Origin of the sequence: Acrocarpospora corrugata (assembly GCF_009687845.1) — a bacterium.
Classification (GTDB): Bacteria; Actinomycetota; Actinomycetes; order Streptosporangiales; family Streptosporangiaceae; genus Acrocarpospora; species Acrocarpospora corrugata.
On sequence record NZ_BLAD01000066.1, the window covers coordinates 69,625 to 93,432 of the forward strand.

The window sequence follows — 23,808 nt, forward strand, 5'->3', positions numbered from 1 at the left end:
TTCACGGTCATCGCACGCTCAGCGAGCGGAGCGCGGCCTTGAGCAGCACGGCGACCTGGGGGGCGCGGCCCGCCGCGGTCTCCAAGTCGGCTTCCGGGGCGACGGCGGCGACGGCCTCGTCGGCGTCCCTGGTGGAGTAGCCGAGACCGACCAGGCCGGAGTGCACCTGCTCGCGCCAGGGCGCGCGCCGCCCGCCGTTGAGCGCGGCGTTGACGACCTCCTCCGGGGTGCCGAGTTTGTCCTTGAGTTCCAGGACGATGCGCTGGGCGCCCTTCTGGCCGATGCCGGGGACCAGGGTGAGCGCCTTGAGGTCGGCGGAGGCCACCGCGACGCGGAGCGCGTTCGGGGTGTGCACGGCCAGCATGGCCAGCGCGATCCTGGGGCCGACGCCGCTGGCCGTCTGCAGCAGCTCGAAGACGACGCGTTCGTCGTCGGAGCCGAAGCCGTACAGCGTGAGGGACTCCTCGCGGACCACCAGGGAGGTGGCCAGGCGGGCGGGCTCGCCGATCCGCATGGTGCCGAGGGTGCCGGGGGTGCAGTGGACCAGGATGCCGACGCCGCCGACCTCGATCACGGCGGCGTCCGGGGCCAGCGCGGTGACCCGGCCGGAGACTGAGGCGATCACGGCTTCCCCTTGGCCCTGGCCAGTGCGTCGGCCAGGCGGTTCTGGGCCGCGCCGCGCCAGAGGTGGCAGATGGCGAGGGCGAGGGCGTCGGCGGCGTCGGCCGGTCTGGGCATCGCGTCGAGCCGGAGCAGCCGGGTCACCATGGCGCCGACCTGCTTCTTGTCGGCGGTGCCGCTGCCGGTGATGGCCGCCTTGACCTCGGAAGGGGTGTGCAGCGCCACCGGCAGCCCGCGCCGGGCGGCGCACACGATCGCGACGGCGGCGGCCTGCGCGGTGCCCATCACGGTGCGCACGTTGTGCTGGGCGAAGACCCGTTCGACGGCGACCGCGTCGGGGCGCACCTCGTCCAGCCACTGCTCGATCCCGGCCTCGATCGCGACCAGCCGGGCGCCGATCTCGGCGTCGGGGGGCGTGCGCACCACGCCGACGGCCACCAGGCTGAGCGGCGCGCCCGGCCGTCCTTCGACGGCGCCGAGCCCGCAGCGGGTCAGCCCGGGATCGACCCCCAACACCCTGAGCACGCCCAGACCCCCACTCCACCGAACACCTGTTCGGCGGAGACTTTACTCCACCGGGACCGCGCAAGCACGCAGGACACGATCAGAAGTAGTCGAGCATGTACGGTTTGGCCGCGAACGCGGCATCCAGCGCCTCGTCTTCGTCAGTGGGGCCGGTCAGCAGACCGGCGCGGCGCAGCGTCGAGGCGGGGATTCCGGCGTACAGGGCGGACAGGCCGCCGATGCCGAGAACCGGCCCGGCGCCCGAATCGGCGCGGGTGGCTGCGCCGGATCCGCCGCCGACCTCGATCCGCCAGCCGCCGCTGTTCCCGGGCCGCTGCGCGTCCTGGACCTGGACGACGGCGTCCACCGTGACGGCGGCCGGGTAGCCGCGGGCCTCGATCGCCTCCGCCACGTCGAGCAGGCGGAACATCCAGCGCGGCTGCGTGAGGGTGTCCTCCTTGCGGTCGGCGAGCAGCCAGAAGACCGGGTCGTCGGGCATGATCGGGGCCCTGACCTGCTTGGCGACGGTGGCGTGGGTGCCGACCATGGCCCACAGCGCGCGGGCGGTGGCCTCGGATCCGGCCACCAGGTTGTCCACCCGGATGTCCTCGCCGGACCAGCTGTAGGTGACGAACCCGTCGTCGGCGAGGTAGCAGAAGTCGTCATCGTCGTCGAGCCAGAGCCGCCAGGTCTCCTCGTCGTACAGGATCGGCCCGGAGGCGCGGGTGGCGGTGTACACACGGGCGATCACCGACCGCAGTTCGGCCGCGTCGCCCGGCCCCATCCGGCGGAGCGCGACCGGCTCGGCGGCGGTGACGCGGCGCAGCGCCTCGGCCGGGATGGCGGCGATCAGCTGGGCGCCCGCGTGCTCCCAGCCCAGCCGCCGGTACACGTGGGTGGTGGCCGGGTAGAGCGCGGAGACCAGGTGCCCGAGCTCGGCGGCGCGCTCGATGACGGCGAGCATGATCTGCCGCCCGGCGCCCCGGCCGCGGTCCTCCGGCGACACGGTGACGCTGGCGACCCCGCCCATCGACACCGGCCGCCCATGCCACCACTGCGTGTACGGATTGATCCGCGCCGTGCCGACCAGCCGGTTCCCGGCGAAGGCCCCCAGATATCGCCCTTCGGCCAGGAACGGCAGGACCAGTTTCCGCCAGACGGCCGCCGATCCCTCGGACAGCGGCCCGAAGGCCCGCTTGCGGCCGTCCAGCACGGCGTCCAGGTCGGCCTCGGTCAGATCACGAATCTCCACAACGGCCTACCGTATTGCGAGGATTAGCCTGAAGCGACCTGATTTCAGGCGTCGAGCTTCTCCAGGATCTCGTCGGAGACGTCCACGTTCGCCCACACGTTCTGCACGTCGTCGGAGTCCTCCAGCGCGTCGATCAGGCGGAACACCTTGCGCGCGCCGTCCTCGTCCACGGGCACGCTGATCGACGGCATGAAGCTGCTCTCCGCCGAGTCGTAGTCGATGCCCGCCTGCTGCAGCGCCTGGCGCACCGGCACCAGGTCGGACGCCTCCGACACGATCTCGAACGACTCGCCCAGGTCGTTGACCTCTTCCGCGCCCGCGTCCAGGACGGCGTCCAGGATCTGGTCCTCGGTCAGCTCGACCCGGCCGGCCTTGGACTCGGAGACCAGCTTGGACACCAGGATGACGCCCTTGCGGTTGAACATGTACGACACCGAGTTCGGGTCGGCCAGCGAGCCGCCGTTACGGGTGAGCGCGACCCTGACCTCGGAGGCGGCCCGGTTGCGGTTGTCGGTGAGGCACTCGATCAGGACGGCGACGCCGTTGGGCCCGTACCCCTCGTACATGATGGTCTGCCAGTCGGCGCCGCCGGCTTCGAGGCCGCCGCCGCGCTTGCGGGCCCGCTCGATGTTGTCGTTCGGCACCGAGCTCTTCTTGGCCTTGGTGATGGCGTCGAAGAGGGTCGGGTTGCCCTCCGGGTCGGGGCCGCCGGTCCTGGCCGCTACCTCGATGTTCTTGATGAGCTTGGCGAAGAGCTTGCCGCGCTTGGAGTCGAGCGCCGCCTTCTTGTGCTTCGTCGTCGCCCATTTGGAGTGGCCGGACATCGCCTAGAGCTCCCTTACCATCTCTACGAAATACGAATGGACCCGCGCGTCACCCGTGAGCTCCGGGTGGAAGGACGTCGCGAGCAGTGGCCCTTGACGGACCGCGACGATCCTATCGCCAGCGCGGGCCAGCACTTCGACATCGGCGGCCACCGATTCCACCCAGGGGGCGCGGATGAAGACCGCGCGCAGCGGCCCGCGCCCGGCGAAGTCCAGGTCGGCCTCGAAGGAGTCGACCTGGCGGCCGAAGGCGTTGCGGCGGACCACCATGTCGATGCCGCCCAGGGTCTGCTGCCCCTCGACGCCGCCCTCGATCCGGTCCGCCAGCATGATCATCCCGGCGCAGGAGCCGTACGCGGGCAGCCCCGCCTTGATCCGCATCCGGAGCGGTTCGAGCAGTTCGAAGGCGGTGGCCAGCTTCCAGATGGTGGTGGACTCGCCGCCCGGGATGACCAGGGCGTCGGCGGCGTCCAGCTCCTCGGGACGCCGGACCGGGAAACCGGCCGCCCCGGCCTCGGCCAGGGCGTCCAGGTGTTCGCGCACATCCCCCTGCAGGGCGAGCACGCCGATCTTCACGTCAGTCACCAGCCGCGCTCGGCCAGCCGGTGCGGGGCCGGGATCTCGTCGACGTTGAGGCCGACCATGGCCTCGCCGAGACCGCGGGACACCTTGGCGATGACGTCGGGGTCGTCGTGGAAGGTGGTGGCCTTGACGATGGCGGCGGCACGCTCGGCCGGGTTGCCCGACTTGAAGATGCCGGAGCCGACGAAGACGCCCTCGGCGCCGAGCTGCATCATCATGGCGGCGTCGGCTGGGGTGGCGATACCGCCGGCGGTGAACAGCACCACCGGCAGCTTGCCGGTCCTGGCCACCTCGGCGACCAGCTCGTACGGCGCCTGCAGCTCCTTGGCCGCCACGTACAGCTCGTCCTCGGGCAGCGAGGCGAGCCGCTTGAGCTCGCCGCGGATGGTGCGCATGTGGGTGACCGCGTTGGAGACGTCGCCGGTGCCCGCCTCGCCCTTGGAGCGGATCATGGCGGCGCCCTCGTTGATCCGCCGCAGCGCCTCGCCCAGGTTGGTGGCGCCGCACACGAAGGGCACGGTGAACTTCCACTTGTCGATGTGGTTGGCGTAGTCGGCGGGGGTGAGCACCTCGGACTCGTCGATGTAGTCGACGCCGAGCGACATCAGCACCTGCGCCTCCACGAAGTGCCCGATCCTGGCCTTGGCCATGACCGGGATCGACACCGCGGCGATGATGCCGTCGATCATGTCGGGGTCGCTCATCCGGGACACGCCGCCCTGCGCGCGGATGTCGGCGGGCACTCGTTCCAGCGCCATGACCGCGACCGCGCCCGCGTCCTCGGCGATCTTCGCCTGCTCCGGGGTGACGACGTCCATGATGACGCCTCCCTTGAGCATCTCGGCCATCCCTCGCTTGACGCGGGCGGTTCCGACGGACGGGGTGACTTCAGGGGTAGACACGGCGATACCTCACACTGCTGGTAAGCGGGACAATTCCATCCTAGGCGTCGGGCCCTGCCCTCCCGGACGTACCACTTTGTCAGGGGCCGCCGGGGAAGTTGGACAGGCTGTCCTACGGCTGGATCGGCTTCCTGGACGCCAGAACCACCCACACGGGGCCGCGCGCGAACGTCATCGGCTTCCCGTCGGCGGTGGTGAAGGAGGTGCCGTCCGCCTCGGTCGGGCGCTCCCAGTTGACCTTGTACGCCTGGCCGTCCCGCAGCACGATCCCGGTGCCCTTGCCGGTGGAGTGCACCAGCGGCGTGTAGCTGCCGTTCACGTCGTGGAACTGGGACCGCTCGGTCTTGGTGTACTGCACCACGACGGTGGCCGCGCCGAGCTGGCCGCCGCCGGCCGCCATGTCCTTCTCGCCGTCCTGCCAGACCAGCCAGCGCTTCTCCGCGGCGCTCCAGCCGAAGGTGAACCGGGCGGCCGGGTAGCGCACGCCGTAGCTCTTCTTGGGCACGCCCCCGGCGGGCGGCTCGTCGGAGAAGACGAAGCCGATGTCCTTGGCCTTGGTCGCCTTAGCGGCCTCGCGCAGCAGCTTGCTGGGGGTGCCGACCAGGTTGTATGGCGCGTACCGGCCCGGATAGCGGAAGTAGGCGGCGGGCGCGGCGCTGTCGGAGACGTCGAACAGCGAGGCTTCCTGGACGAACGGGATCATCTTGGTCTGCACGCCCGAGTAGGCCAGCGCCGGCTTCCCGAACATGGGCAGGATGTGCAGGTCGGAGATGCGCGCCGAGCGGACCGGGCCGACCTCCTTGGGGATGCGCGAGGAGAAGATGGCCATCAGCCGGGTCAGGCCGCCCTCGACCTGCTCGATGTAGACGATGTCGGCCTTGTCCACGCCGATCTGCGGCTTGCCCGACGAAGTGTTCTCGATCTTGACGGCCAGCACCGGGCGGCGGGCCTTCACCGGCATGCCGGTGAAGGGGTGCTCCGGGGGCGGCGGCGGGGCCTGGGATTCGTCCACGCCGGCCGCCTGCGGCTGTGTGCCGGGCGGGTCGTCGGCGGAGCAAGCCGCCGCCAGCAGCGCCAATCCCGACGCCAGCGCGACAGCGATGACCCGATTTGCCCGCACCGAACCAGTCTCCTCCCGATATGAAACGGCAAGAGCTTACCCGGGCCTGCTGAGAAATCGGTCAGAGTGTGTAAAACGCTATTCGGTCGCCAGCGCGATCGGCGGGGCGTCGTCGATCTCGAAGAAGCGCGGATAGGCGGTGTGGCCGGCCAGCCGCAGCGTACGGGCCAGCCAGCGGCGCTGCGCGATCCGGGTGACGCCGACGGCGGTGTTGTAGAAACGGCGCGAGTAGACGACCTTGGCCACGGCGGTGTCCAGCTCGTCCAGGAGTTCGGGGGCGTGCACCTTCTCGCGGAAACGCTCCTGGTCGACGACGGCGCGCAGGGTCCTGGACAGGTCGCTCTCGGCGTGCTCGCGCTCGTCGGGGCCGGCCGTGCGGGCCTCGTGCGCGGCGGCGGCCAGCACCAGCGAGGTGGCCGGGTCGAGCAGCCGGGAGCCCGCCAGCTCCAGGCAGACGGCGGAGCGGCGCAGCAGGGCGGCGTCCAGCGCGGCCTGAGCGGTCTCCAGGCGGATGTGCAGCCGGTCCAGGCGGCCGGCCCGCCAGGAGATGTAGACGGCCGTGAGCAGCACGATGGCGCCCACGACCAGGACCACCGTGGTGGTCACAGGGGCTCGTCCTCCAGGATGACCGGTGCCCCGACGACGGTCTCGTACACCCGGAGCACGTCCCTGGCGACCGTGGACCAGTCGTACTTGCGGACCGCGAGCCTGGCCTCGGCCGACAGTTTGGCGCGCAGCGCGGGATCCTCCAGCAGAGCGCCGGCCGTGCGGGCCAGGGCGCCGGCGTCGCCGGTGGCGAACAGCGCGCCCGCCTGGCCCTCGCCGAGCACCCGCCGGAACGCGGGGATGTCGCTGGCCACGATGGGCGCGCCCGCCGACATGGCCTCGGTGAGCACGATGCCGAAGCTCTCGCCGCCCAGGTTGGGCGCGCAGAACAGATCCACCGAGTGGTAGGCGCGGACCTTGTCCTGTTCGCTGACCAGGCCGAGCAGGCCGATCCGGTCGTGCAGCCCGGCGGGCACCCGCTGGTACACGTCGTCGGCGTCGCCTGGCCCGGCCACCAGCAGCCGCAGCCTGGGGCGTTCCTGCGCCAGCTTGGCGAACGCCTCCAGCAGCACCGGCAGGCCCTTGCGCGGCTCGTCCATCCGGCCCAGGAAGCCGATCACGTCGCCGTCCGGGCCCCAGCCGGGCAGCGGCTCGGCCTCCGCGTACCGCCCCACGGTGACCCCGTTGGGGATCAGCACGGCGTCGCCGCCCAGGTGCTCGACCAGGGTCTTGCGGGCCGCGTCCGAGACCGCGATCCGGCCGGTGATCTTCTCCAGCGCGCTCTGCAGCATCGGCGCGGCCACCGACATGGCCCTGGACCGCTGGTAGGAGGCGTGGAAGGTGGCCACGATGGGGCCGCGCGCCACCCAGCAGGCCAGCACGCCGATGGACGGCACCGCGGGCTCGTGCACGTGCAGCACGTCGAACCGGCCCTCGCGGATCCACTTGCGCACCCGGTTCGCGGACAGGAACCCGAACGTCAGCCGGGCCACCGACCCGTTGTACGGCACCGGCACCGCCCGCCCCGCCGACACCACATACCCGGGCAGCGGCGCGTCGTCGCTGGCCGGCGCGATCACCGACACCCGGTGCCCGTCCTCGATCAGCGCCTCGGCCAGGTCCCGGACGTGCGCCTGGACCCCGCCGGGCACGTCCCACATGTAGGGACAGACGATGCCGATCCTCACCGCGGTTCCAGATCGTCCAGCCAGAGCCGCTGCAGCATGTGCCAGTCCTCGGGGTGCTCGGCGATGCCCTTCTCGAAGGCGATCGCCATGCCCTGGGTCATCGCGGCGACCTTCTCCTGCCGGGTGCCCTCGGCGGGCACGGGGATCTCCTCGAACACCTGGAGCCCCCATTCTGCGCCCTCGAACGTCGGCACGGCGGGCACCAGGGCCGCGCCGGTCTGGATGGCCAGCAGGGCGGGTCCCGCCACCATCCGGGCGCGGGCCCCGAAGAAGTCCACCTCGACGCCGGTGGCGGTCAGGTCGCGCTCGGCGGGCAGCGCCACCACCTTGCCCTCCCTGAGCCGTCTGGCCAGCGTGCCGAAGGCGTGCGCGGTGCCGCCGCCCTTCGCGGTGAGCGGCAGCACCTCCATGCCGAGGCCCTCCCGGAAGGCGACGAACTTCTCGAACAGCGACTCCGGCTTGAGGCGCTCGGCGACCGTGGTGAACCGGTGCCCGCAGCCGATCATCCAGGTTCCGGCCGCGTCCCAGTTGCCGGTGTGCGGGATCGCGATCACGACGCCGCGCCCGTTCTCCAGCGGGTTGAAGATGTGCTGCCCCTCGTCGACGTGGGTGCGCTCGACGATCTTCTGGTGATCCATGGCCGGGAGGCGGAAGACCTCCATCCAGTACCGGAAGTAGGAGCGCAGGCCCGCCCTGGCCAGTTCGCGGACGTAAGGGTCGGTCTTGTCCCTGCCGGTCACCCGGGCCAGGTTGCTCTCCAGCCGGAGCACCGACTTGCCGCGCCGCAGCCACACCACGTCGGCGATGGCGCGGAACACCCGGGTGGCGACCGGCTCGGGGAGGTGTTTGACCACGGACCAGCCCGCGGCGTACGCGGCCGCGACGATCCGGTCAGTGAGCGTCATGCGCGACCGCCTGTCGGTAGACGTTGACCATGCGCTGGCCGACCGTGACCGCGCTCATCGCCGCCAGCGCCCACAGCGCCACCGCCAGCACGAACGGCGCCCCGAGCCCGTCCACGAACGCCGCCACCAGCACGATCAGCAGCCGCTCGCCGCGTTCGGCGATGCCGACGTTGGCGGTCATCCCGAGCCCTTCGGCGCGCGCCTTCGCGTACGACACCAGCGCCCCGGAGACCAGGCAGAACAGCCCGACCCCGGCGAGGATAAACTGGTCAAACAGGACAAAATAGATGATCAGCCCGGAAAAGATCCCGGCGTCGCCGAGCCGATCCAGGGTGGAGTCGAGGAACGCGCCCCAGGTCGACCCGGTGCCGGACAGCCGGGCCAGCACGCCGTCCAGCATGTCGGCGAAGACGAAGAAGGTGATGACCAGCGTGCCCAAGACCAGCTGCCCGCGCGGGTAGAAACCGAGCGCGGCGGCGACGGTCCCGGCGGTCCCGACCGCGGTGATCACGTTCGGCGAGACGCCGTGCTTGGCCAGCACCCGGCCCAGCGGGGTCATGACTCGGGCGATCACGGGGCGTAGGACGTTCAGCATCGCGGTCCGATCGTAGGGCATTCCGGGGGACCCACAATCGCAGCAAGGGTCTTGTGATCTGGGGCACATCGGTAAAGGGTGGGTTACACGCGCCTTAAGTACCGGGGGTGCGAAGGGCGCGAAGCTGCGGCCGGGGGCGGCCGCTCCGGCTGCGCACGTGTCACGGCCCGGCCGGAACGACCGCTCGCGACCTTCTCAGACCCGGGAGGCGATGTGGCGGAAAGAAATGGCGGAGGGACATCAGGGGCCGCGGGCAGGGCGCCCACGGCCGATCGGCCGGACATGGTGCGCAATGTCGTGCTGGTCGGCCACTCCGGAGCAGGCAAGACGACTCTGGTGGAGGCGTTGCTGGCGGCCACGGGAACCGTGCAGCGCGCGGGCCGGGTCGAGGACGGCACCACGGTCAGCGACTTCGACGAGGTCGAGGTGCGCCAGCAGCGTTCGGTGAACCTGTCCCTGGCTCCCGTGGTCCACAACGGAATCAAGATCAACCTGCTGGACACGCCCGGTTACGCCGACTTCGTCGGCGATCTGCGGGCGGGCTTGCGGGCGGCGGACGCGGCGCTGTTCGTGGTGTCGGCCGCCGAGGGCATCGACGGGCTGACCCGGATGCTCTGGGACGAGTGCGCGACCGTCGGCATGCCGCGCGCGGTCGTCATCACCAAGATCGACCATCAGCGGGCCAACTTCGACGAGGTGCTCGTCTCCTGCCAGGACGCCTTCGGGGACGGCGTCGCCCCGCTCTACCTCCCGGTGGACGGCACCGGATTGCTGGGGCTGCTGTCGCAGCGGCACTTCGACTATTCGGGCGGGAGCCGTACCGAAAGGGAACCCGACGCGGAGCAGCTGGAGCTGATCGAGCAGTACCGCGGCGAGCTGATCGAAGGGATCATCCAGGAGAGCGAGGACGAGTCCCTGATGGACCGTTACCTCTCCGGCGAGGAGATCGACACCAAGGTCCTCATCGACGACCTGGAGAAGGCCGTGGCGCGGGCCGGGTTCCACCCGGTGCTGGCCACCGCGCCGGGGGTGGGGCTGCCGGAGCTGCTGGAAGTGATCACGCAGGGCTTCCCGTGCCCGCCGGAGCACCGGCTGCCCGAGATCACCACATTGGACGGCAAGGCGGTCAGAGTGCAGCCCTGCGATCCGGACGGGCCGCTGGTGGCGGAGGTGGTGAAGACCACCTCCGACCCGTACGTGGGACGGATCAGCCTGGTCCGGGTCTTCTCCGGCACGCTCCGCCCGGACCAGACCGTGCACGTCTCCGGGCACGTCCCGGACCGCGAGCACGACCTGGACGAGCGGATCGGCGCGCTCACCTCGCCGCTCGGCAAAACCCAGCGGACGATCGGCAAATGCGTGGCCGGGGACGTCTGCGTGGTCGCCAAACTGGCCCACGCCGAGACCGGCGACACGCTCTCCGACAAGGAGCGCCCGCTGCTGATGACGCCCTGGGAGATGCCCGACCCGCTGCTGCCGGTGGCGATCCGGGCCAAGTCCAAGGCCGACGAGGACAAGATGTCGCAGGCGCTGGGCCGGCTGGTGGCCGAGGACCCGACGCTGCGGCTGGAGAACAACGCCGAGACCCGGCAGCTGGTGCTGTGGTGCATGGGCGAGGCCCACGCGGACGTGCTGCTGGACCGGCTGGCCAAACGGCACGGCGTCGAGGTCGAGAAGATCGAGCTGCGGGTGCCGCTGCGCGAGACGTTCGGCGGCCGGGCCCAGGGCATGGGCCGCAACGTGAAGCAGACCGGCGGCCACGGCCAGTACGCGGTCTGCCACGTCGAGGTGGAACCGCTCCCGTCCGGCGGCGGCTTCGAGTTCGTCGACAAGATCGTCGGCGGCGTGGTGCCGCGCCAGTTCATCCCGTCGGTGGAGAAGGGCGTCCGGGCCCAGATGGACCGCGGCGTGGTGGCCGGCTACCCGATGGTGGACATCCGGGTCACCCTCTACGACGGCAAGGCGCACTCGGTCGACTCCTCCGACATGGCGTTCCAGATCGCCGGGCAGCTGGCCCTGCGGGAGGCCGCCGCGAAGGTGCCCGCGCTGCTTCTGGAGCCCGTCGACGAGGTCTCGGTACTGGTGTCGGACGAGTATGTTGGCGCGGTCATGTCGGACCTGTCCTCCCGGCGCGGGCGGGTGCTGGGCACCGAGGCGGTGGGGACCGGGCGCACCCTGGTCCGGGCCGAGGTGCCGGAGCTGGAAATCACCAGATACGCAATAGATCTACGATCCATGTCGCATGGAACCGGGTCGTTCCATCGCGGTTTCCTTCGCTACGAACCGCTGCCCTCACATCTCGCGGACAAGGTCGCGACCACCGTGGATTAGGGGTTTCCGAGCGCCGGCCGTTTCATCCGGCCGGCGCTCGGGCATTTCCCATTACGTGCTTTTTGTCACACGCGCATCACGAGTCGATTTCTTTTTTCCGGCCAAAGCACCCGCGCGGCGATGCAACACTGAGAAGCCGTTCTCCCGGGAGGCTTGGTGGGCTCTGTGAAACGACAAGTGGGTCAAGTGATCGCCGTCGCGACCGTCGCCGCGTCCGTGGCCTCGGTGGCGTACGCGCTCACGCCCGGGATCGCGGCCACCGGGACCGACACGGCGAGCACCGCCCCCACGTCGAGCTGCGCCGCCGCGGGTGAGAAGCGGCAGCTGCGCGGCATGTGGATCGCCACCGTGCACAACCTGGACTGGCCGTCCAAGACCGGGCTGAGCCCGGCGCGGCAGCGCGGTGAGTACGTGAAGCTGCTCGACACCGCCGCCAGGCGCAACTTCAACGCCGTCTTCCTTCAGGTGCGGCCCGCCTCGGACGCCTTCTACCGGTCCGCGCTGGAGCCCTGGTCGCAGTACCTGACCGGGCGGGCGGGCGGCGACCCCGGGTGGGATCCGCTGCCGTTCCTGATCGACGAGGCGCACAAGCGAGGGCTGGAGTTCCACGCCTGGTTCAATCCGTACCGGGCGGCGTACGACGACCGGATCTCGACGCTGCCCGCCGGGCATCCGGCCCGGGTCCACCCGGAGTGGACGGTCAAGCACGAGGGCCGGCTGTACTACAACCCCGGCCTGCCGCAGGTCCGCAACCACGTGACCAGCGTGATCAAGGACGTGGTGTCGCGGTACGACGTGGACGGGGTCCACTTCGACGACTACTTCTACCCCTACCCCGGGGGCGGTACGGCGTTCGCCGACTCGGCCGCCTTCCGGCGGTACGGCAACGGCAAGAAGCTGGCCGGCTGGCGGCGGGAGAACGTCAACAAGCTGGTCGCCCAGGTGTCCAAGGCGGTGCACGGCACCAAGCCGTACGTGAAGTTCGGCATCAGCCCGTTCGGGATCTGGCGCAACAGGACCAACGACCCGGACGGCTCGAACACCCAAGGCATGTCCGCCTACGACATGATTTATGCGGACGCGAAGGCGTGGATCAAGGCGCGGACCGTCGACTACGTGATGCCGCAGATCTACTGGCCGCGCGGGCTGGTCATCGCGGACTACAAGGTCCTGGTGCCCTGGTGGGCGAAGACCGTGCGCGGCACGGGGGTCGACCTGTACATCGGGCAGGCGCTCTACCAGGTCGGCACCGGCGGGCCTTGGTCGAAGCCGGGCGAAATGCCGGCACATCTCACGCTGAACCGGAAATATCCGGAAGTGAAGGGGGATGTGTACTTCAGCGCCAAGCAGGTGCAGAACAACCCGCTCAAGGTGATGGACCGGCTGGCCGACGCGCACTACGCCCGTCCGGCGCTGCTGCCGCTGATCAGCAGCATGCCGAAGGGCACTCCGGCCGCGCCCACCGGCGTCAAGGCCGAGGGCGGCTCGCTGGTGTGGGCGGCCCAGCCGGGCGCGCGGGCCTACGCCGTGTACCGGACCGCCGAGCCGGACGGGTGCGCGACCGCCGACGGCCGCAACCTGGTCGCGGTGATCCCGGCCGGGGGCAGTCCCGCGTACCGGCTGCCGTCGGGCGGCGTCTTCCACGTGACCGCGCTGGACCGGCTGCACAACGAGAGCGCCCCCACGAGCGCCAGAATCACCCTTCCCTAGCCGAACAGGGCCGCCACCTGGACGGCGGGGGTGCCCAGCCCCTACGGTGCCCCTTGCCGTTCACAAGTTCGGGGAGGTCATTCGGTGAGGCGCGCGCTGTTCGGGCTGGCCGTCATCCTGTGCGGCCTGGCGTTCACCGCCACGCCGGCCGGGGCGGAGCCCATCAATCCTGGACGGGTCGCCCTGATCGGCGTCCCCGGGCTGATGTGGAGCGACGTCAACGCCACCGACACCCCCCACCTGTGGCGGCTGGCCGGGCAGAGCGCCGTCGGCTCCCTCTCGGTCCGCACGGTCGGCAGCGTCACCTGCCCGTACGACGGCTGGCTGACCGTCTCGGCGGGCCTGCGGTCGGCGGTGGGCTCCCGCTGCGGCCTGTCCCCCGCCCCCGACACCGCCCAGAGCAGGCCCGCGCTCCGCGAGTTCGGCTGGTTCGCCTCGGTCGTCGGCGTGCCCACGGCGGGCACAGTGGGCCGGATCCGCGGCTCGGACCGCTGCACGCTGGCGGTCGGCCCTGGCGCGGCCCTGGCACTCTCCGACGCGACCGGCGCGGTCGACTTCTACGAGCCGTCCGCGGACCAGGTCACCGACTGGTCCCGCTGCCCGGTCGTCGCGGTGGACGTGGACGCCTTGATCCGCCCCTACCTGGACGGCGAAAAGCTCACCAAAACCCCCGAAAAGCTCACCCCCGAAGCCCGCCGCGCCGCCGTCCACACCGCCGACACCCAGGTAGGCCTCGTCCTGGCCGGGCTCCCGCCCTCCGCCACCGTACTGCTCGCCGGCCTCGCCGACCACGGCTCCGTCCCCCACCTACGCGTCGCCATGATGCGCACCCCGGAAACCTCCGGCATTTCCGACGTGCCTGGCACCCCTGGTTCCTCCGGCACCGCTGGCTCCTCCGACGCCCCCGGCTCCTCCGGCGCTCCGGCGGGGACCCGCCTGCTGGGCGCGGCGTCGACTCACCGCGACGACATGGTCATCCTGCCCGACCTCACCACCAGCCTGTTTCTCGCCGCAGGCTGGTCCTCAGCCGACATCTCCGCGACGGTCATCGGCCAGGCCTGGACACCCGGCGAGCCCATCGCGCTGGCCGACGCGGTCGACCGGCTCCGCACCGCCGACATCGCCGGCCAGACGATCCGCGACATGGGCGGCGTCTTCTTCACCTGCCTCGCCGTCCTGCAGGTCCTGTTCTACGTCTCCGCCTTCCTGCTGCTCCGCCGCCGCAAGGGCCTCGGCGGCGTCAGAGTCGCGGCGGTCGCCCTGGCGTCCATCCCCGCCGCCACCTACCTGATCAACCTCACCCCCTGGGCGTCCACCGGAGCCCCCACCCTGACACTGGCCGCCGGAATCGTCCTGTTCGCCGCGATCCTCGCCACGCTCGCTCTCGCGTCACCAAAACTGCTCGCCCACCCCCACGAGAACATCCTGCTGCCGCTCGGCGTGGTCGCCGGAGTCACGGCGGCAGTCCTGCTCGGCGACCTGCTGACCGGCACAACCCTCCAGCTCAACAGCGTGATGGGCTACACCGGCGTAGTCGGCGCACGCTACTACGGCCTCGGCAACATCCCGTTCGCCCTCCTCGCCACCGCCGTCCTCCTGGTCGCCACCGCCGCCGCCGACACTCTGGTACGGCACGGCCGGCGACGCCCGGCCGTCATCCTGGTCGCGAGCCTCGGCATCTTCGCCATGATCCTCGACGGCTGGCCCGGCGTCGGCAGCGACTTCGGCGGCGTGATCGCCTTCGTCCCCGGCATCGCGGTAGCGACCCTGATCGTCGCCGGCAAGCGAGTCTCGATCGTCAAACTGGCGGCGTTCTGCGTCGCCGGCGGCGTAATCGTCATGGCCATCGCCTACCTGGACTACACCCGCCCCCCCGCCTCCCAGACCCACCTCGGACGCTTCGTCGGCCAGGTAATCGACGGCACCTTCCTCCCAGTAATCACCCGCAAACTGGAGGCAATGCTCCACACCCTGCTCAGCCCAAACCTGATGCCCGTCGTCATCGCCGCCTTCGCCTTCCTCATCTTCGCCCTCCTACGCCCCGGCGCGGCCACCGCCGGGGTCCTGCCAGTGGCATTCGACCGAGCACCCATGCTCAAAGCAGGCCTCCTGGGCGCCCTGGTCAGCGGCGTGGTAGGCATGCTGGTCAACGACTCCGGCGCCGCCGTACTGTCAATGGCCCTCGCCCTGGCCGTCCCCCTGGTCCTGAGCGCAGGCATCAGAGCCATCCAACTCGCCCCCGCAGAAAACCCCGACCCGGAACTGGTAACAGCCGAACCCGGCCCCCGATAAGCACACCGGGAAACCCGATCAGCAGCCGATGACAGTTGGACGCAGTGCGCGGTAGAGCAAGCCGGGAACCCGATCAGGAGCCGGTCGCTGCCGAGCGCAACGCGCGGAGGAGCAAGCCGGGAACCGCTCGCCGCCGAACAGAGCGCCCAGAAGAGCAGGACGGGGAACCCGATCAGGAGCTGGTGGCCGCAGAGCGCAGCGCGCGGTAAAGCAGGCCGGGATCGCCGAGGCGGTGGCGGAGTAGTTTTTCCAGGCCGCCGATCGGGACCAGGTTCTGGGGGGCGCGCGGGTCCTTGTAGTCGACGCCCGCCATCGATGGCAGCACCAGGGTGATCGCGTTGGCGAGAGCCACGACTTCGGGGACCGAGAGGTCGGCTCCGGCTTCGCAGCGGGCGATTCCGGCCCAAGGGGTCTGCGAGCGGACGGGGAGTTTCACGTACCAGGCGTGCCGTTGCCAGCTGGTGCCCATCCGGAAGACGGGGGTTCGCTGGCCTCGGACGAGGGCGGGCACCACGGCCGCCTGGGGTTTCGGCAGGTAGGACGTGTGGTGGGTTTTCACGTAGCCGACGGTGCTCGGCAGGTGGGTGCGACCCCGGAGGGGCCCGTCGACGAGGAGCAGGTCGTCCTCGCCAGATTCGGCGCGGTAGTTGATCGCCAGGGTGACCTCAAGCTCGGTCAGGCGGCGCTGCAGCGCCAGGGACAGGTCGTCCAAGCCGCCGTCGCCGCTCTGCTCGGCCTGATAGACAGCCAAGGGAGTGACCGCCTCCGGCGCGCTTGGGGCCGAGCTGAACAGGGACCGCCGCACCTCCACGGCGGCCAGCGCCGCGGGCGTGTCGCCGCCCGGGACACAGCGAACGATCCCGGCCGCGTACGAGGCCGCGATCCCGGCCACCGGCATCTCCTCCGGCCCGCCATGCACCCACACCCGGGCATCGATTCTGCGCACCCCATCGGCGATCAGCAGCACCTTGGGCGGCGCAGTACCCACCGGCGGCGTGATCGGCCGCCATTCCGGCGCCGGGACCTCCACCTCCAGGTCGAGTTCGGCCGAACTACCCTCCAACTCGGCCAGCGCCTCCACCGCGACGGCCGCCGCATACCCGGGGTCCCACGGGTCGACGGTGAATCCAGGCCGCTGCAGGGTAGTGCTCATCTAGTGATCCTTTGGACGGTGAATCCGGGCCAGCGCTGGGTGATGCTCATCGGGTGGCCCTTCGGACAAAGGTGAAACCGGGCCACTGCAGGCTCGCGCTCATCTGGTGGCCCTTCGGACAAAGTGAAACCAGACCGCTGCAGGGTAGTGCTCATCTGATGGTCCATTGGGCAACGGTGAAACCGGACCGCTGCAGGCACGCGCCCATCTGGTGGCCCTTTGGACAAAGGTGAAGCCGGACCGCTGCAGGGTGGCGCTCATCTGGTGGTCCTTTGGACATGGGAGCCGGTCTGGTCGCGGGTGATCTCGTAGCGGATGGGCACCCGGTCGGCCAGGGCGGGCACATGGGTGACTACGCCGATCATGCGTTCGTGGCCGGAGGCCAGGCGTTCCAGGGTGGTGGCGACGGTGTCGAGGGTGGCCGGGTCGAGTGTGCCGAAGCCCTCGTCCAGGAAGATCGAGTCCAGGCTGCGGGCGGCGGACGCGGCCAGTCCTGCGACCTGGTCGGAGAGGGCGAGCGCCAGCGCCAGCGCGGCCTGGAAGGTCTCGCCGCCGGAGAGGGTGCGCGCGTTCCGCCGCATCCCGGCCTCCGCGTAGTCGACCACCTCGATCTCGCCCTTGCCGCCCAGAACCAGCTCATACTGACCGTCAGAGAGATCCCTGAGCGTCTCGGAAGCGGCGGCCACCAGCAGCTCCAGCGCCTCCGCGCACAGCCAGCGCTCAAACTGGTTGGCACGCAACAGCAGCCCGAGCTCGTGCGCGACCCTGGCCTCCTCGTCCCAGCGGCTCACTTCCTTAGCGAGCTGCTCGGCCCGCTCCCGGGCCTCCCTGACCCGCTCCAGCCTGTTCTCCGCCTGCGCCACCGTGGTGGCCAGCGCCTGCCCGATCCGCAGAGGCGTGAAGTCCGGCGGCACAACCAACTCGTACTCCGCCAGCCTGCCCACCAGCCCCGCCCGCTGCTCATCCCGCACCCGCACCGCCATCGCGAGCCGCTCCGCCCGCTCCCGCCCCGCCACCCGCTCCGCCTCAGCCGCCTGATCCCGCCACCCCAGCAAAGCCACCCACGCCCGATGAATATCCCCACGATCGACCGGCGGCGGCCTGAACCCCGCCACCGTGTCCCGCGCCCCATCCAACTCCCGCCACGCCTGCTCAGCCCGCCCCCGCATCCCCCCAAACACCCGCTCCGCCTTACCAACCGCCTCCCGCCCCTGCCGCGACCGCTGCCGAGCCACCGTCAACGCCCCAACCGCATCATCAAACGCCCGCAACGCCCCCACGATCCACGCCAACTCACCCCGCGCCGCCTCCTCCGTAACCAAACCCTTCCCGGCATGGCCAACAACTCGCTCTCCGTCGGCCCCCAAGCCGCCAGCACCGCGCCCGGCATCATCGACCCTCAACGCGCCAGCCGCGTCGCCAACTTTCAACGCGTCGCCCGTCCGCGCGGCGTCGGCGGTCCTCATCGGGCCAACCGGGGCGGTGGTTCTCAGGGCGGCTGCGGCGCGGGTGGCGTCGGTGCAGAGGTTGCTGGCCTGGGCGATCAGGAGATCGGCTCTGGTCGTCGCTCTGGTGTGTTGGGAGCGTGCGTCGTCTGCGTGCCTTCGGGCGGTTTTGACGGCGGTTTCGGCGGTGGTCAGGGCCGCCAGGGCGGGGTGGTGTGGGAGGTCGGTGACCGGGCGGAGGCAGGCGGGGCAGGGTTCGCCGATGGTGATGGCGTGGGCTACCTCGGCGCCGGCGTGGGCGACGCGGAGGCGGTCGCGTTGTTTTTCGGCCTGGGTGAGGGCGGCTTCGGCTGAGGCGGCTCGGTCGGTGATTTCGGGGAGGGCGGCGGTGGCGGTGTCGGCCTGGGTGCGGGCTTGGGTGGCCTCGGCGGTGAGGCGTAGGTATTCCTCGAGGAGAGCCGCTCGGTCAACCAGGGCAGAGCGGTCGCCGAGGGTGCTGAGGGCGTTCTCCGCGTGTTGTTCCGCCTGCTCCAAGGTGGTCACGGTGGCGCTCGCGGCGCGGACCGACTCCTCGGCGGCGCGCAGGCCGTCGGCGAGGCCGGGGACGTCGGACGGGATGATCAGCCGGGTTAGTGTTGCCAGGCCACCGGCCGCGGTCCGTTGTTCCTCGTGGAGACGGCGGACGGTGTCGTCGTGGGTGGTCAGGGTGGTCAGTTCGTCGCCCAATCTGGCGGCGAGTTCCGTCAGAGCTTCGAACCGCTGGGTGGCGGCCTGTTCGGCGCGTTCGTCGGCGCCGGCCAGGCGGGCGAGTTCGTTGCGGGCGAACTCGGCGTGCTGTTTGGCGGCGGCTTCCTCCTGGACTGCCCGTTGCCGGATCCGCTCGTAGACGTCGGCGTCCAGGAGCTGGACCAGCAGGTCCTGGCGTTCGCGGGGCTGGGCGTGCAGGAACTCGGCGAACCGGCCCTGCGGCAGGACCACGCACTGGGTGAAGAACTTGTATTCGAGGCCGGTGATGCGCTGCACCTCGGTCGTGACGTTCTCGCCTTCGGCCACCGCGCTCCGCACCCCGGCCAGCAGCTCGGTCATCGGCGAGCCAGGCGGGATCGCGGGGTCTAGCTCGTCGAGCCGGGCTTCCTTGGTGCGCACGCTGTTCTTCGCGTCCCTGAGCAGGGTACGCACGATGCCGTGCCGACGTCCCGCCCCCTCGAAGACCAGTGCGACCCGGCCGGAGGTGGCCGAAGGCGCGAGCGCATAAGCGACCACGTTCTCCTTGCCCCAGCGCGGCACCGTGCCATAAAGGGCGAAGCAGATGGCGTCGATCACCGTGCTCTTACCGGAACCGGTCGCGCCCACCAGGGCGAAATAGTCAACCTCGGCGAAGTCGACTTCCACCGGTGCGCGGAAACTGCCGAAATTCTCCAGATACAGCCGGATCGGACGCATCAGCTCGCCACCTCATCACGGAGACGTCCAACACTCTCCAGGCACAGCCGGAACGGGCGCATCAGCTCGTCACCTCGTCGTGGAGACGGTCGAAGAGGGCGGACAGGCGGGGATCGTCGCGGCCGGTGGAGCCGAGGTAGTCGCGGAACAGGTCCCGGGGGCCGCGTGACGCAGCGCCCTGGCCGCTGTCGCGCCGCCTCGCCTGGGTGGGGCGGAATCGTTCGTCCAGGTCGACCTGGAGGGCGCCTGGCAGCAGTTCCCTGACGATGTCGGCCAAGCCCGCCCGGGGTTTCTCGGCGACGATCACCCGCAGCCAGGTGTCGGCCAGGTCGCCGGCCATCGCTTCCAGCTCGTCGAGCGTCCCGGTCACCGTGGCCAGCGCCCGCGCCGAGGTGATCGCCACCTCGCGGACCACCGCCGGGCTGCCTGGCTCGACGCTGACCAGGAGCGCCCCCGGAGTGTTGCGCTCCTCGCCGAAGTCGACGGCGAGGGGGGAACCGCTGTACCAGATCGGGCAGGGGCCGGGCATCTGCTGGCGGCGGTGCAGGTGGCCGAGGGCCGCGTACTGGGTGGTGGACGGGAACGCGGTGGCCTCGAAATAGTACGAGAAGATCGACTGGGCCTCGCGTTCGCCGCCGCCGAAACGGCCGCCCGGCAGGGTGCCGTGGGTGCTCACCAGGTTGACGGTGTCGGCCGTGAAGTCCGCGGTCAGCGCGGCGGTGAGCCGCCCGAACCGCTCCGCGTAGTTGCGGTTGTTGTCAGCGGCCGTGTCCGTCAGCGCCTCGGCGGCCCGCACCACATGCCGATGGGACAGGAACGGCAGCACCGCAAGCCGCACCGGCTCCCCCGACCGCGCCTTAAAGGTGATGACCCCACCCTGATCGGGCCGCCGGAACGTGCCGAGCACCTGAATCCCGAGCGCCCCCAACACCGGCCGATACACATCCAGCAGGTACGGATTGTCGTGGTTACCCGCCAGCACCACCACCTGCCGCCCCTCCTCCCGCAGCGCCATCAACGCCGGCATCACCAGCGCCTGCGCCTCCGGCGTGGGCGCGGACGTGTCGAACACATCCCCCGCCACGATGACCGCGTCCACATCCTCACTACGCGCGATCCCCACCAACTCCCGCAACACCGCCCGATGCTCATCCAGCCGCCCACGCCCTTTGAGCACCTTGCCCACATGCCAATCGGCGGTGTGCAGGATCTTCATCAGACTCCTCATCGGATGCAGTCGGGTCGGCTTGTCGGAGCGAACAGCTTGTCGGAGCGAAGTGGTTTGTCGGTGTTGGGGTCGGGGTGTGCAGTGCGATCTAGAAGGGTGGGATGTCGTCCTCTGGGGCAGTTGAGGTCAATCCGGCGAACGGGTCGGTGGTGATTTGTCTGGATGGGCCTTTGGTTGAGGGGGGTGGTGTGCCTGCTTCGGCCGGGCGGGTGGCCCAGGCGGGGAAGGGGAAGGAGATGGTCAGGGGGACGGGGATCTCTGGTTGGGCGACGAACATCGTGCCGGGTTTGGCGATGGTGGCACGTTCCCTGGATGTGGGGGGTAGCCAGCCGTACTCGGCTCGGGCGGCTTCGGCGGGGTCGAGGCGACCGGCGACGCGGATGGCGCAGTTGGCGACGATTCGGCGTTCGACTTCGGAGGCGGTCTGTTGGGCGCCGATCAGGATGACGCCGAGCGAGCGTCCGCGTTCGGCCACGTCGAGGAGGATTTCTTTGATTGGGGAGTCGCCTTCGCGTGGGGCGTATTTGTTGAGTTCGTCCAGGACTACGAAGAGCAGCGGGCGGGCTGAGCCTGTGCTTTCCTTGCGGCCGAACTCGCCGCGCAGGACGACGCCGACCACAAAGCGCTGAGCCCGCTCGGGCAGGTTGTGGAGGTCGACGATGGAGACCTGGGCGTCGGAGGTGGCGATCATGTGCGGCTCGCCCGGCGGGAGGTCGCCCCGGACGATCGGGGACAGGGCCCGGATGGACGTCCTCAGCCGCCGCAGAAAAGCGTTGATCGTCCCCAATGGCATCGGTGCGCCAGTCCAGGCGACCCGGGTGCTCTCATTGGTGAGCCGATCATCAATGAAGTCCACCAGATCCGTATAAGTCCGGCACACCGGAGCGTCCTCGAAGCGGATCGCGCCCGAATCCCCCGCCGGTTGCGCGGCGGCCTTCAGTCGGGCCGCGATTTGCCCGATCAGCAGGCTGTACTGCGCCCGCTCGTCGTCGGCATCCGCGAACACGAACCGGAGCAGCTCCTGCTCGCAGAAACTTGCCAGCGTCCAGTAGAACGCGCTCACCCCGCGCGTGCGTGCAGACACGTGCGGGACCGCGTTGACGTCTCCGGGCCGTGGCGGCGCGAACACGTGCACGCTCCGGAAAGGCCGCGCGGGCAGGCCCAGCCGGGCGTACTGGTCGCGGGCCACGTCGTCCAGCCGGATGTTGTCGTAGTCGAGGAACAGCAGGTCCTCACCCTTGACCGAGAAGATCAGCGCCTTCGTGTTGGCGGCCTCCGCGCCCAGCATCCCCGAATGGAAGATCGAGTAGAGCAGGAAGGTGGCGAACGAGGTCTTGGTGGCGACCCCGGAGACCCCCGAGATCGACACGTGCGCCCCCCGCGTCCCGTCCAGGAAGTCGAAGTTCACATACGTCGGCAGCCCGTCCCGCCCGAGCCCCATCGGCACCCGCCGCTCCATGACGTCGAAGTAGAGCGCCTGATCCCGCTCCGCCCCCTGCGCCCGATACGCCAGCGCCCCGGGCAGCGGCGGCACGAACACCTCCGGCTCGATGCGGGTCACCTTGACCTCGGCCACCTCCACCACGGCCGCCGGCAGGCTCCCGTCCGCGATCAGGAACACGTCCGAGTCGAACGCGGCCCCTTCGTGCCGGGCCTCGACCTTGGTGACGATCCCCGCCACCAGCACCGGCCCATGCCCCGGCACGTCCCGCCGGGTCACCACCACGTCGTCGAGCTGCACCACTTTGCCCGGCTCCAGCCCGACCCAGAAGGACAGCGGCGAAGCCGACTGCGTGCCCAGAACCCGCCCCACGACTTCAGCGGACACCTCGGCCCCGGCGGCCTCAGCCAGCTCCGGGCCGACTCCGTTGGCGGCTTCCACGGCCACGCCTTCCCCTCCCGTCGCCGCACGGCACACACGTCCGTCCAGCACGACTGCACTGTAACGGTAGCCACCGACGATCCGAGTCCGCGCTCAGCCGGGACTCACAGTTCCACCGGCCATGCGTCCACCAGCAGTTGCCTGGTGTCGCGTAGCAACTGGGGGAGCACTTTTGTTCGGCCGATCACCGGCATGAAGTTGGTGTCGCCGCCCCAGCGCGGGACGACATGCTGGTGCAGATGGGCCGCGATTCCCGCGCCGGCGACATGTCCCAGGTTCATCCCCACGTTGAAGCCCTGGGCGCCGCTGGCTTTGCGGAGCGCGTGCAACGCGCGTTTTGTGAAATCTGCCAGTTCGACGGTTTCGGCGTGGTCGAGGTCGGTGTAATCCGCCACGTGCCTGTACGGACAAACCATTAAATGTCCGGAGTTATACGGATAAAGGTTCAACAGCGCATAAACCACCGACCCCCGAGCGACGATCAACCCGTCCGCGTCGTCCCGCTTCGGGATCTCGCAGAACGGGCAGCCGTCATCAGCACCGGTCCCGGTCGGCTTGTTCTCGCCCTTGATGTAAGCCATCCGGTGCGGAGTCCAGAGCCGTCCGAAAGCGTCGTCCTCGCCCGCCCCCGACGGCGGTCCCGGGTCGTCTGTCATGACGGCCAGCATATGACCCGCCCGGCTCCGCCCGGCGGATCCCCTGCCGGTCAGCGCCTACGGGCCTATCGCCGGACAAAGCTCCAGATCTTCCGGCAGAATTCCAGCCCTGACCCCCCGAGGAGATGATCAACATGACCGAAGTCGTGTCCTACGAGGAGACCGCCGGATCCGTCATCGACGACGAGATCAACGAGATCGACGAGACGCCGGCCGAAGAGACGCCGCACTCCGACGCCATCTCGGTGTCCGGCCTGAAAGGCAAGATCACCGTCGCCGACGAAGTGGTGGAGAAGGTCACCGCGCTGGCCGCGCTCCAGGTCCCGGGCGTGGCCGACCTGGGCGGCGACTTCGAGCGCGCCTTCGAGTCGGTCCGGGACAGGATCGGCTTCGGCTCCAAGCGCGCCAACCAGGGCGTCAAGGCCGAGATCCAGGACGGCCTGGTCGCCATCGACGTCACGATCGTGATCGTCTACGGGCATGTGGTCATGGAGGTGGCCGCCGAGGTCCAGTCGAACGTGGCCACCTCGGTCGCGCAGATGCTCGGCATGGAGGTCGTCGAGGTCAACGTCACCGTCGACGACGTACGCCTCCCGGGCGAGGAGGCCGAAGCCGAAAGCGCCTGACCGG

Annotated in this window: 20 protein-coding genes; 4 read left to right on the top strand and 16 right to left on the bottom strand. The window is 70.3% G+C overall.

Annotated elements, in window-relative coordinates; genetic code table 11:
* Positions 1 to 7 precede the first annotated feature (7 nt).
* The 11 genes from ruvA to pgsA all read right to left on the bottom strand — a co-directional run bounded on the left by ruvA (position 8) and on the right by pgsA (position 9,059).
* Complete coding sequence (gene ruvA / locus Acor_RS26245) at positions 8 to 625, bottom strand: Holliday junction branch migration protein RuvA (RefSeq protein ID WP_155339408.1); 618 nt, start codon at positions 623 to 625, stop codon at positions 8 to 10.
* A complete protein-coding gene (ruvC, locus tag Acor_RS26250) occupies positions 622 to 1,146 on the bottom strand; it encodes a crossover junction endodeoxyribonuclease RuvC (protein WP_155339409.1) in 525 nt (174 codons plus the stop codon). Before ruvC ends, ruvA begins: the two co-directional genes overlap by 4 nt.
* A gap of 79 nt (positions 1,147 to 1,225) precedes the next feature.
* Positions 1,226 to 2,377: a GNAT family N-acetyltransferase gene (locus tag Acor_RS26255; RefSeq protein ID WP_155339410.1), complete on the bottom strand. Its 1,152-nt coding sequence runs from the start codon at positions 2,375 to 2,377 to the stop codon at positions 1,226 to 1,228.
* Between the two features lie 44 nt (positions 2,378 to 2,421).
* Positions 2,422 to 3,201 (bottom strand): YebC/PmpR family DNA-binding transcriptional regulator, encoded by a 780-nt coding sequence (locus Acor_RS26260; protein ID WP_155339411.1) that lies wholly within the window; start codon positions 3,199 to 3,201, stop codon positions 2,422 to 2,424.
* 3 nt (positions 3,202 to 3,204) lie between these two features.
* On the bottom strand, positions 3,205 to 3,789 hold the full coding sequence (gene pdxT / locus Acor_RS26265; protein ID WP_422664839.1) for a pyridoxal 5'-phosphate synthase glutaminase subunit PdxT: 585 nt from the start codon (positions 3,787 to 3,789) through the stop codon (positions 3,205 to 3,207).
* Complete coding sequence (gene pdxS, locus Acor_RS26270; protein WP_218034493.1) at positions 3,783 to 4,691, bottom strand: pyridoxal 5'-phosphate synthase lyase subunit PdxS; 909 nt, start codon at positions 4,689 to 4,691, stop codon at positions 3,783 to 3,785. The genes pdxT and pdxS overlap by 7 nt, the downstream gene beginning before the upstream one ends.
* 106 nt (positions 4,692 to 4,797) lie before the next feature.
* Entirely contained in the window at positions 4,798 to 5,805 is a 1,008-nt protein-coding gene (locus tag Acor_RS26275; protein WP_155339414.1) for a DUF3048 domain-containing protein, read from the bottom strand.
* Positions 5,806 to 5,883: 78 nt separating this feature from the next.
* Complete coding sequence (locus Acor_RS26280) at positions 5,884 to 6,411, bottom strand: hypothetical protein (RefSeq protein WP_155339415.1); 528 nt, start codon at positions 6,409 to 6,411, stop codon at positions 5,884 to 5,886.
* Entirely contained in the window at positions 6,408 to 7,538 is a 1,131-nt protein-coding gene (locus Acor_RS26285; RefSeq protein WP_155339416.1) for a glycosyltransferase family 4 protein, read from the bottom strand. Before Acor_RS26285 ends, Acor_RS26280 begins: the two co-directional genes overlap by 4 nt.
* A complete protein-coding gene (locus tag Acor_RS26290; RefSeq protein WP_155339417.1) occupies positions 7,535 to 8,443 on the bottom strand; it encodes a phosphatidylinositol mannoside acyltransferase in 909 nt (302 codons plus the stop codon). Before Acor_RS26290 ends, Acor_RS26285 begins: the two co-directional genes overlap by 4 nt.
* A complete protein-coding gene (gene pgsA / locus Acor_RS26295) occupies positions 8,430 to 9,059 on the bottom strand; it encodes a phosphatidylinositol phosphate synthase (protein WP_246239125.1) in 630 nt (209 codons plus the stop codon). Before pgsA ends, Acor_RS26290 begins: the two co-directional genes overlap by 14 nt.
* A 192-nt stretch (positions 9,060 to 9,251) precedes the next feature.
* Here pgsA and Acor_RS26300 point away from each other — a divergent pair, with 192 nt between their 5' ends.
* The 3 genes from Acor_RS26300 to Acor_RS26310 all read left to right on the top strand — a co-directional run bounded on the left by Acor_RS26300 (position 9,252) and on the right by Acor_RS26310 (position 15,371).
* The gene (locus Acor_RS26300) at positions 9,252 to 11,369 is read left to right on the top strand and encodes an elongation factor G-like protein EF-G2 (RefSeq protein ID WP_155339418.1); all 2,118 of its coding nucleotides are present in this window, start codon (positions 9,252 to 9,254) and stop codon (positions 11,367 to 11,369) included.
* Between the two features lie 165 nt (positions 11,370 to 11,534).
* Positions 11,535 to 13,079, top strand: a complete 1,545-nt coding sequence (locus tag Acor_RS26305; protein ID WP_246239127.1) for a glycoside hydrolase family 10-like protein — start codon at positions 11,535 to 11,537, stop codon at positions 13,077 to 13,079.
* Positions 13,080 to 13,163: 84 nt separating this feature from the next.
* Positions 13,164 to 15,371 (top strand): hypothetical protein, encoded by a 2,208-nt coding sequence (locus Acor_RS26310; protein ID WP_155339419.1) that lies wholly within the window; start codon positions 13,164 to 13,166, stop codon positions 15,369 to 15,371.
* A 172-nt stretch (positions 15,372 to 15,543) separates the two neighbouring features.
* Here the strand turns inward: Acor_RS26310 and Acor_RS26315 are convergent, their stop codons facing one another.
* The 5 genes from Acor_RS26315 to Acor_RS26335 all read right to left on the bottom strand — a co-directional run bounded on the left by Acor_RS26315 (position 15,544) and on the right by Acor_RS26335 (position 23,103).
* Positions 15,544 to 16,524 carry a hypothetical protein gene (locus tag Acor_RS26315; protein ID WP_155339420.1) on the bottom strand — a complete coding sequence of 327 codons (981 nt, stop codon included), beginning with the start codon at positions 16,522 to 16,524 and terminating at the stop codon, positions 15,544 to 15,546.
* 257 nt (positions 16,525 to 16,781) lie between these two features.
* Entirely contained in the window at positions 16,782 to 19,412 is a 2,631-nt protein-coding gene (locus Acor_RS45570; protein ID WP_155339421.1) for an AAA family ATPase, read from the bottom strand.
* A gap of 61 nt (positions 19,413 to 19,473) precedes the next feature.
* Positions 19,474 to 20,628, bottom strand: coding sequence for an exonuclease SbcCD subunit D (locus Acor_RS26325; protein WP_155339422.1), 1,155 nt, complete (start codon positions 20,626 to 20,628; stop codon positions 19,474 to 19,476).
* 100 nt (positions 20,629 to 20,728) lie between these two features.
* Positions 20,729 to 22,573 (bottom strand): ATP-binding protein, encoded by a 1,845-nt coding sequence (locus Acor_RS26330; protein ID WP_246239129.1) that lies wholly within the window; start codon positions 22,571 to 22,573, stop codon positions 20,729 to 20,731.
* 53 nt (positions 22,574 to 22,626) lie between these two features.
* The gene (locus Acor_RS26335) at positions 22,627 to 23,103 is read right to left on the bottom strand and encodes an HIT family protein (RefSeq protein ID WP_422664838.1); all 477 of its coding nucleotides are present in this window, start codon (positions 23,101 to 23,103) and stop codon (positions 22,627 to 22,629) included.
* A 209-nt stretch (positions 23,104 to 23,312) separates the two neighbouring features.
* Here Acor_RS26335 and Acor_RS26340 point away from each other — a divergent pair, with 209 nt between their 5' ends.
* The gene (locus Acor_RS26340) at positions 23,313 to 23,804 is read left to right on the top strand and encodes an Asp23/Gls24 family envelope stress response protein (RefSeq protein WP_170317087.1); all 492 of its coding nucleotides are present in this window, start codon (positions 23,313 to 23,315) and stop codon (positions 23,802 to 23,804) included.
* The last annotated feature ends 4 nt before the right edge of the window (positions 23,805 to 23,808 follow it).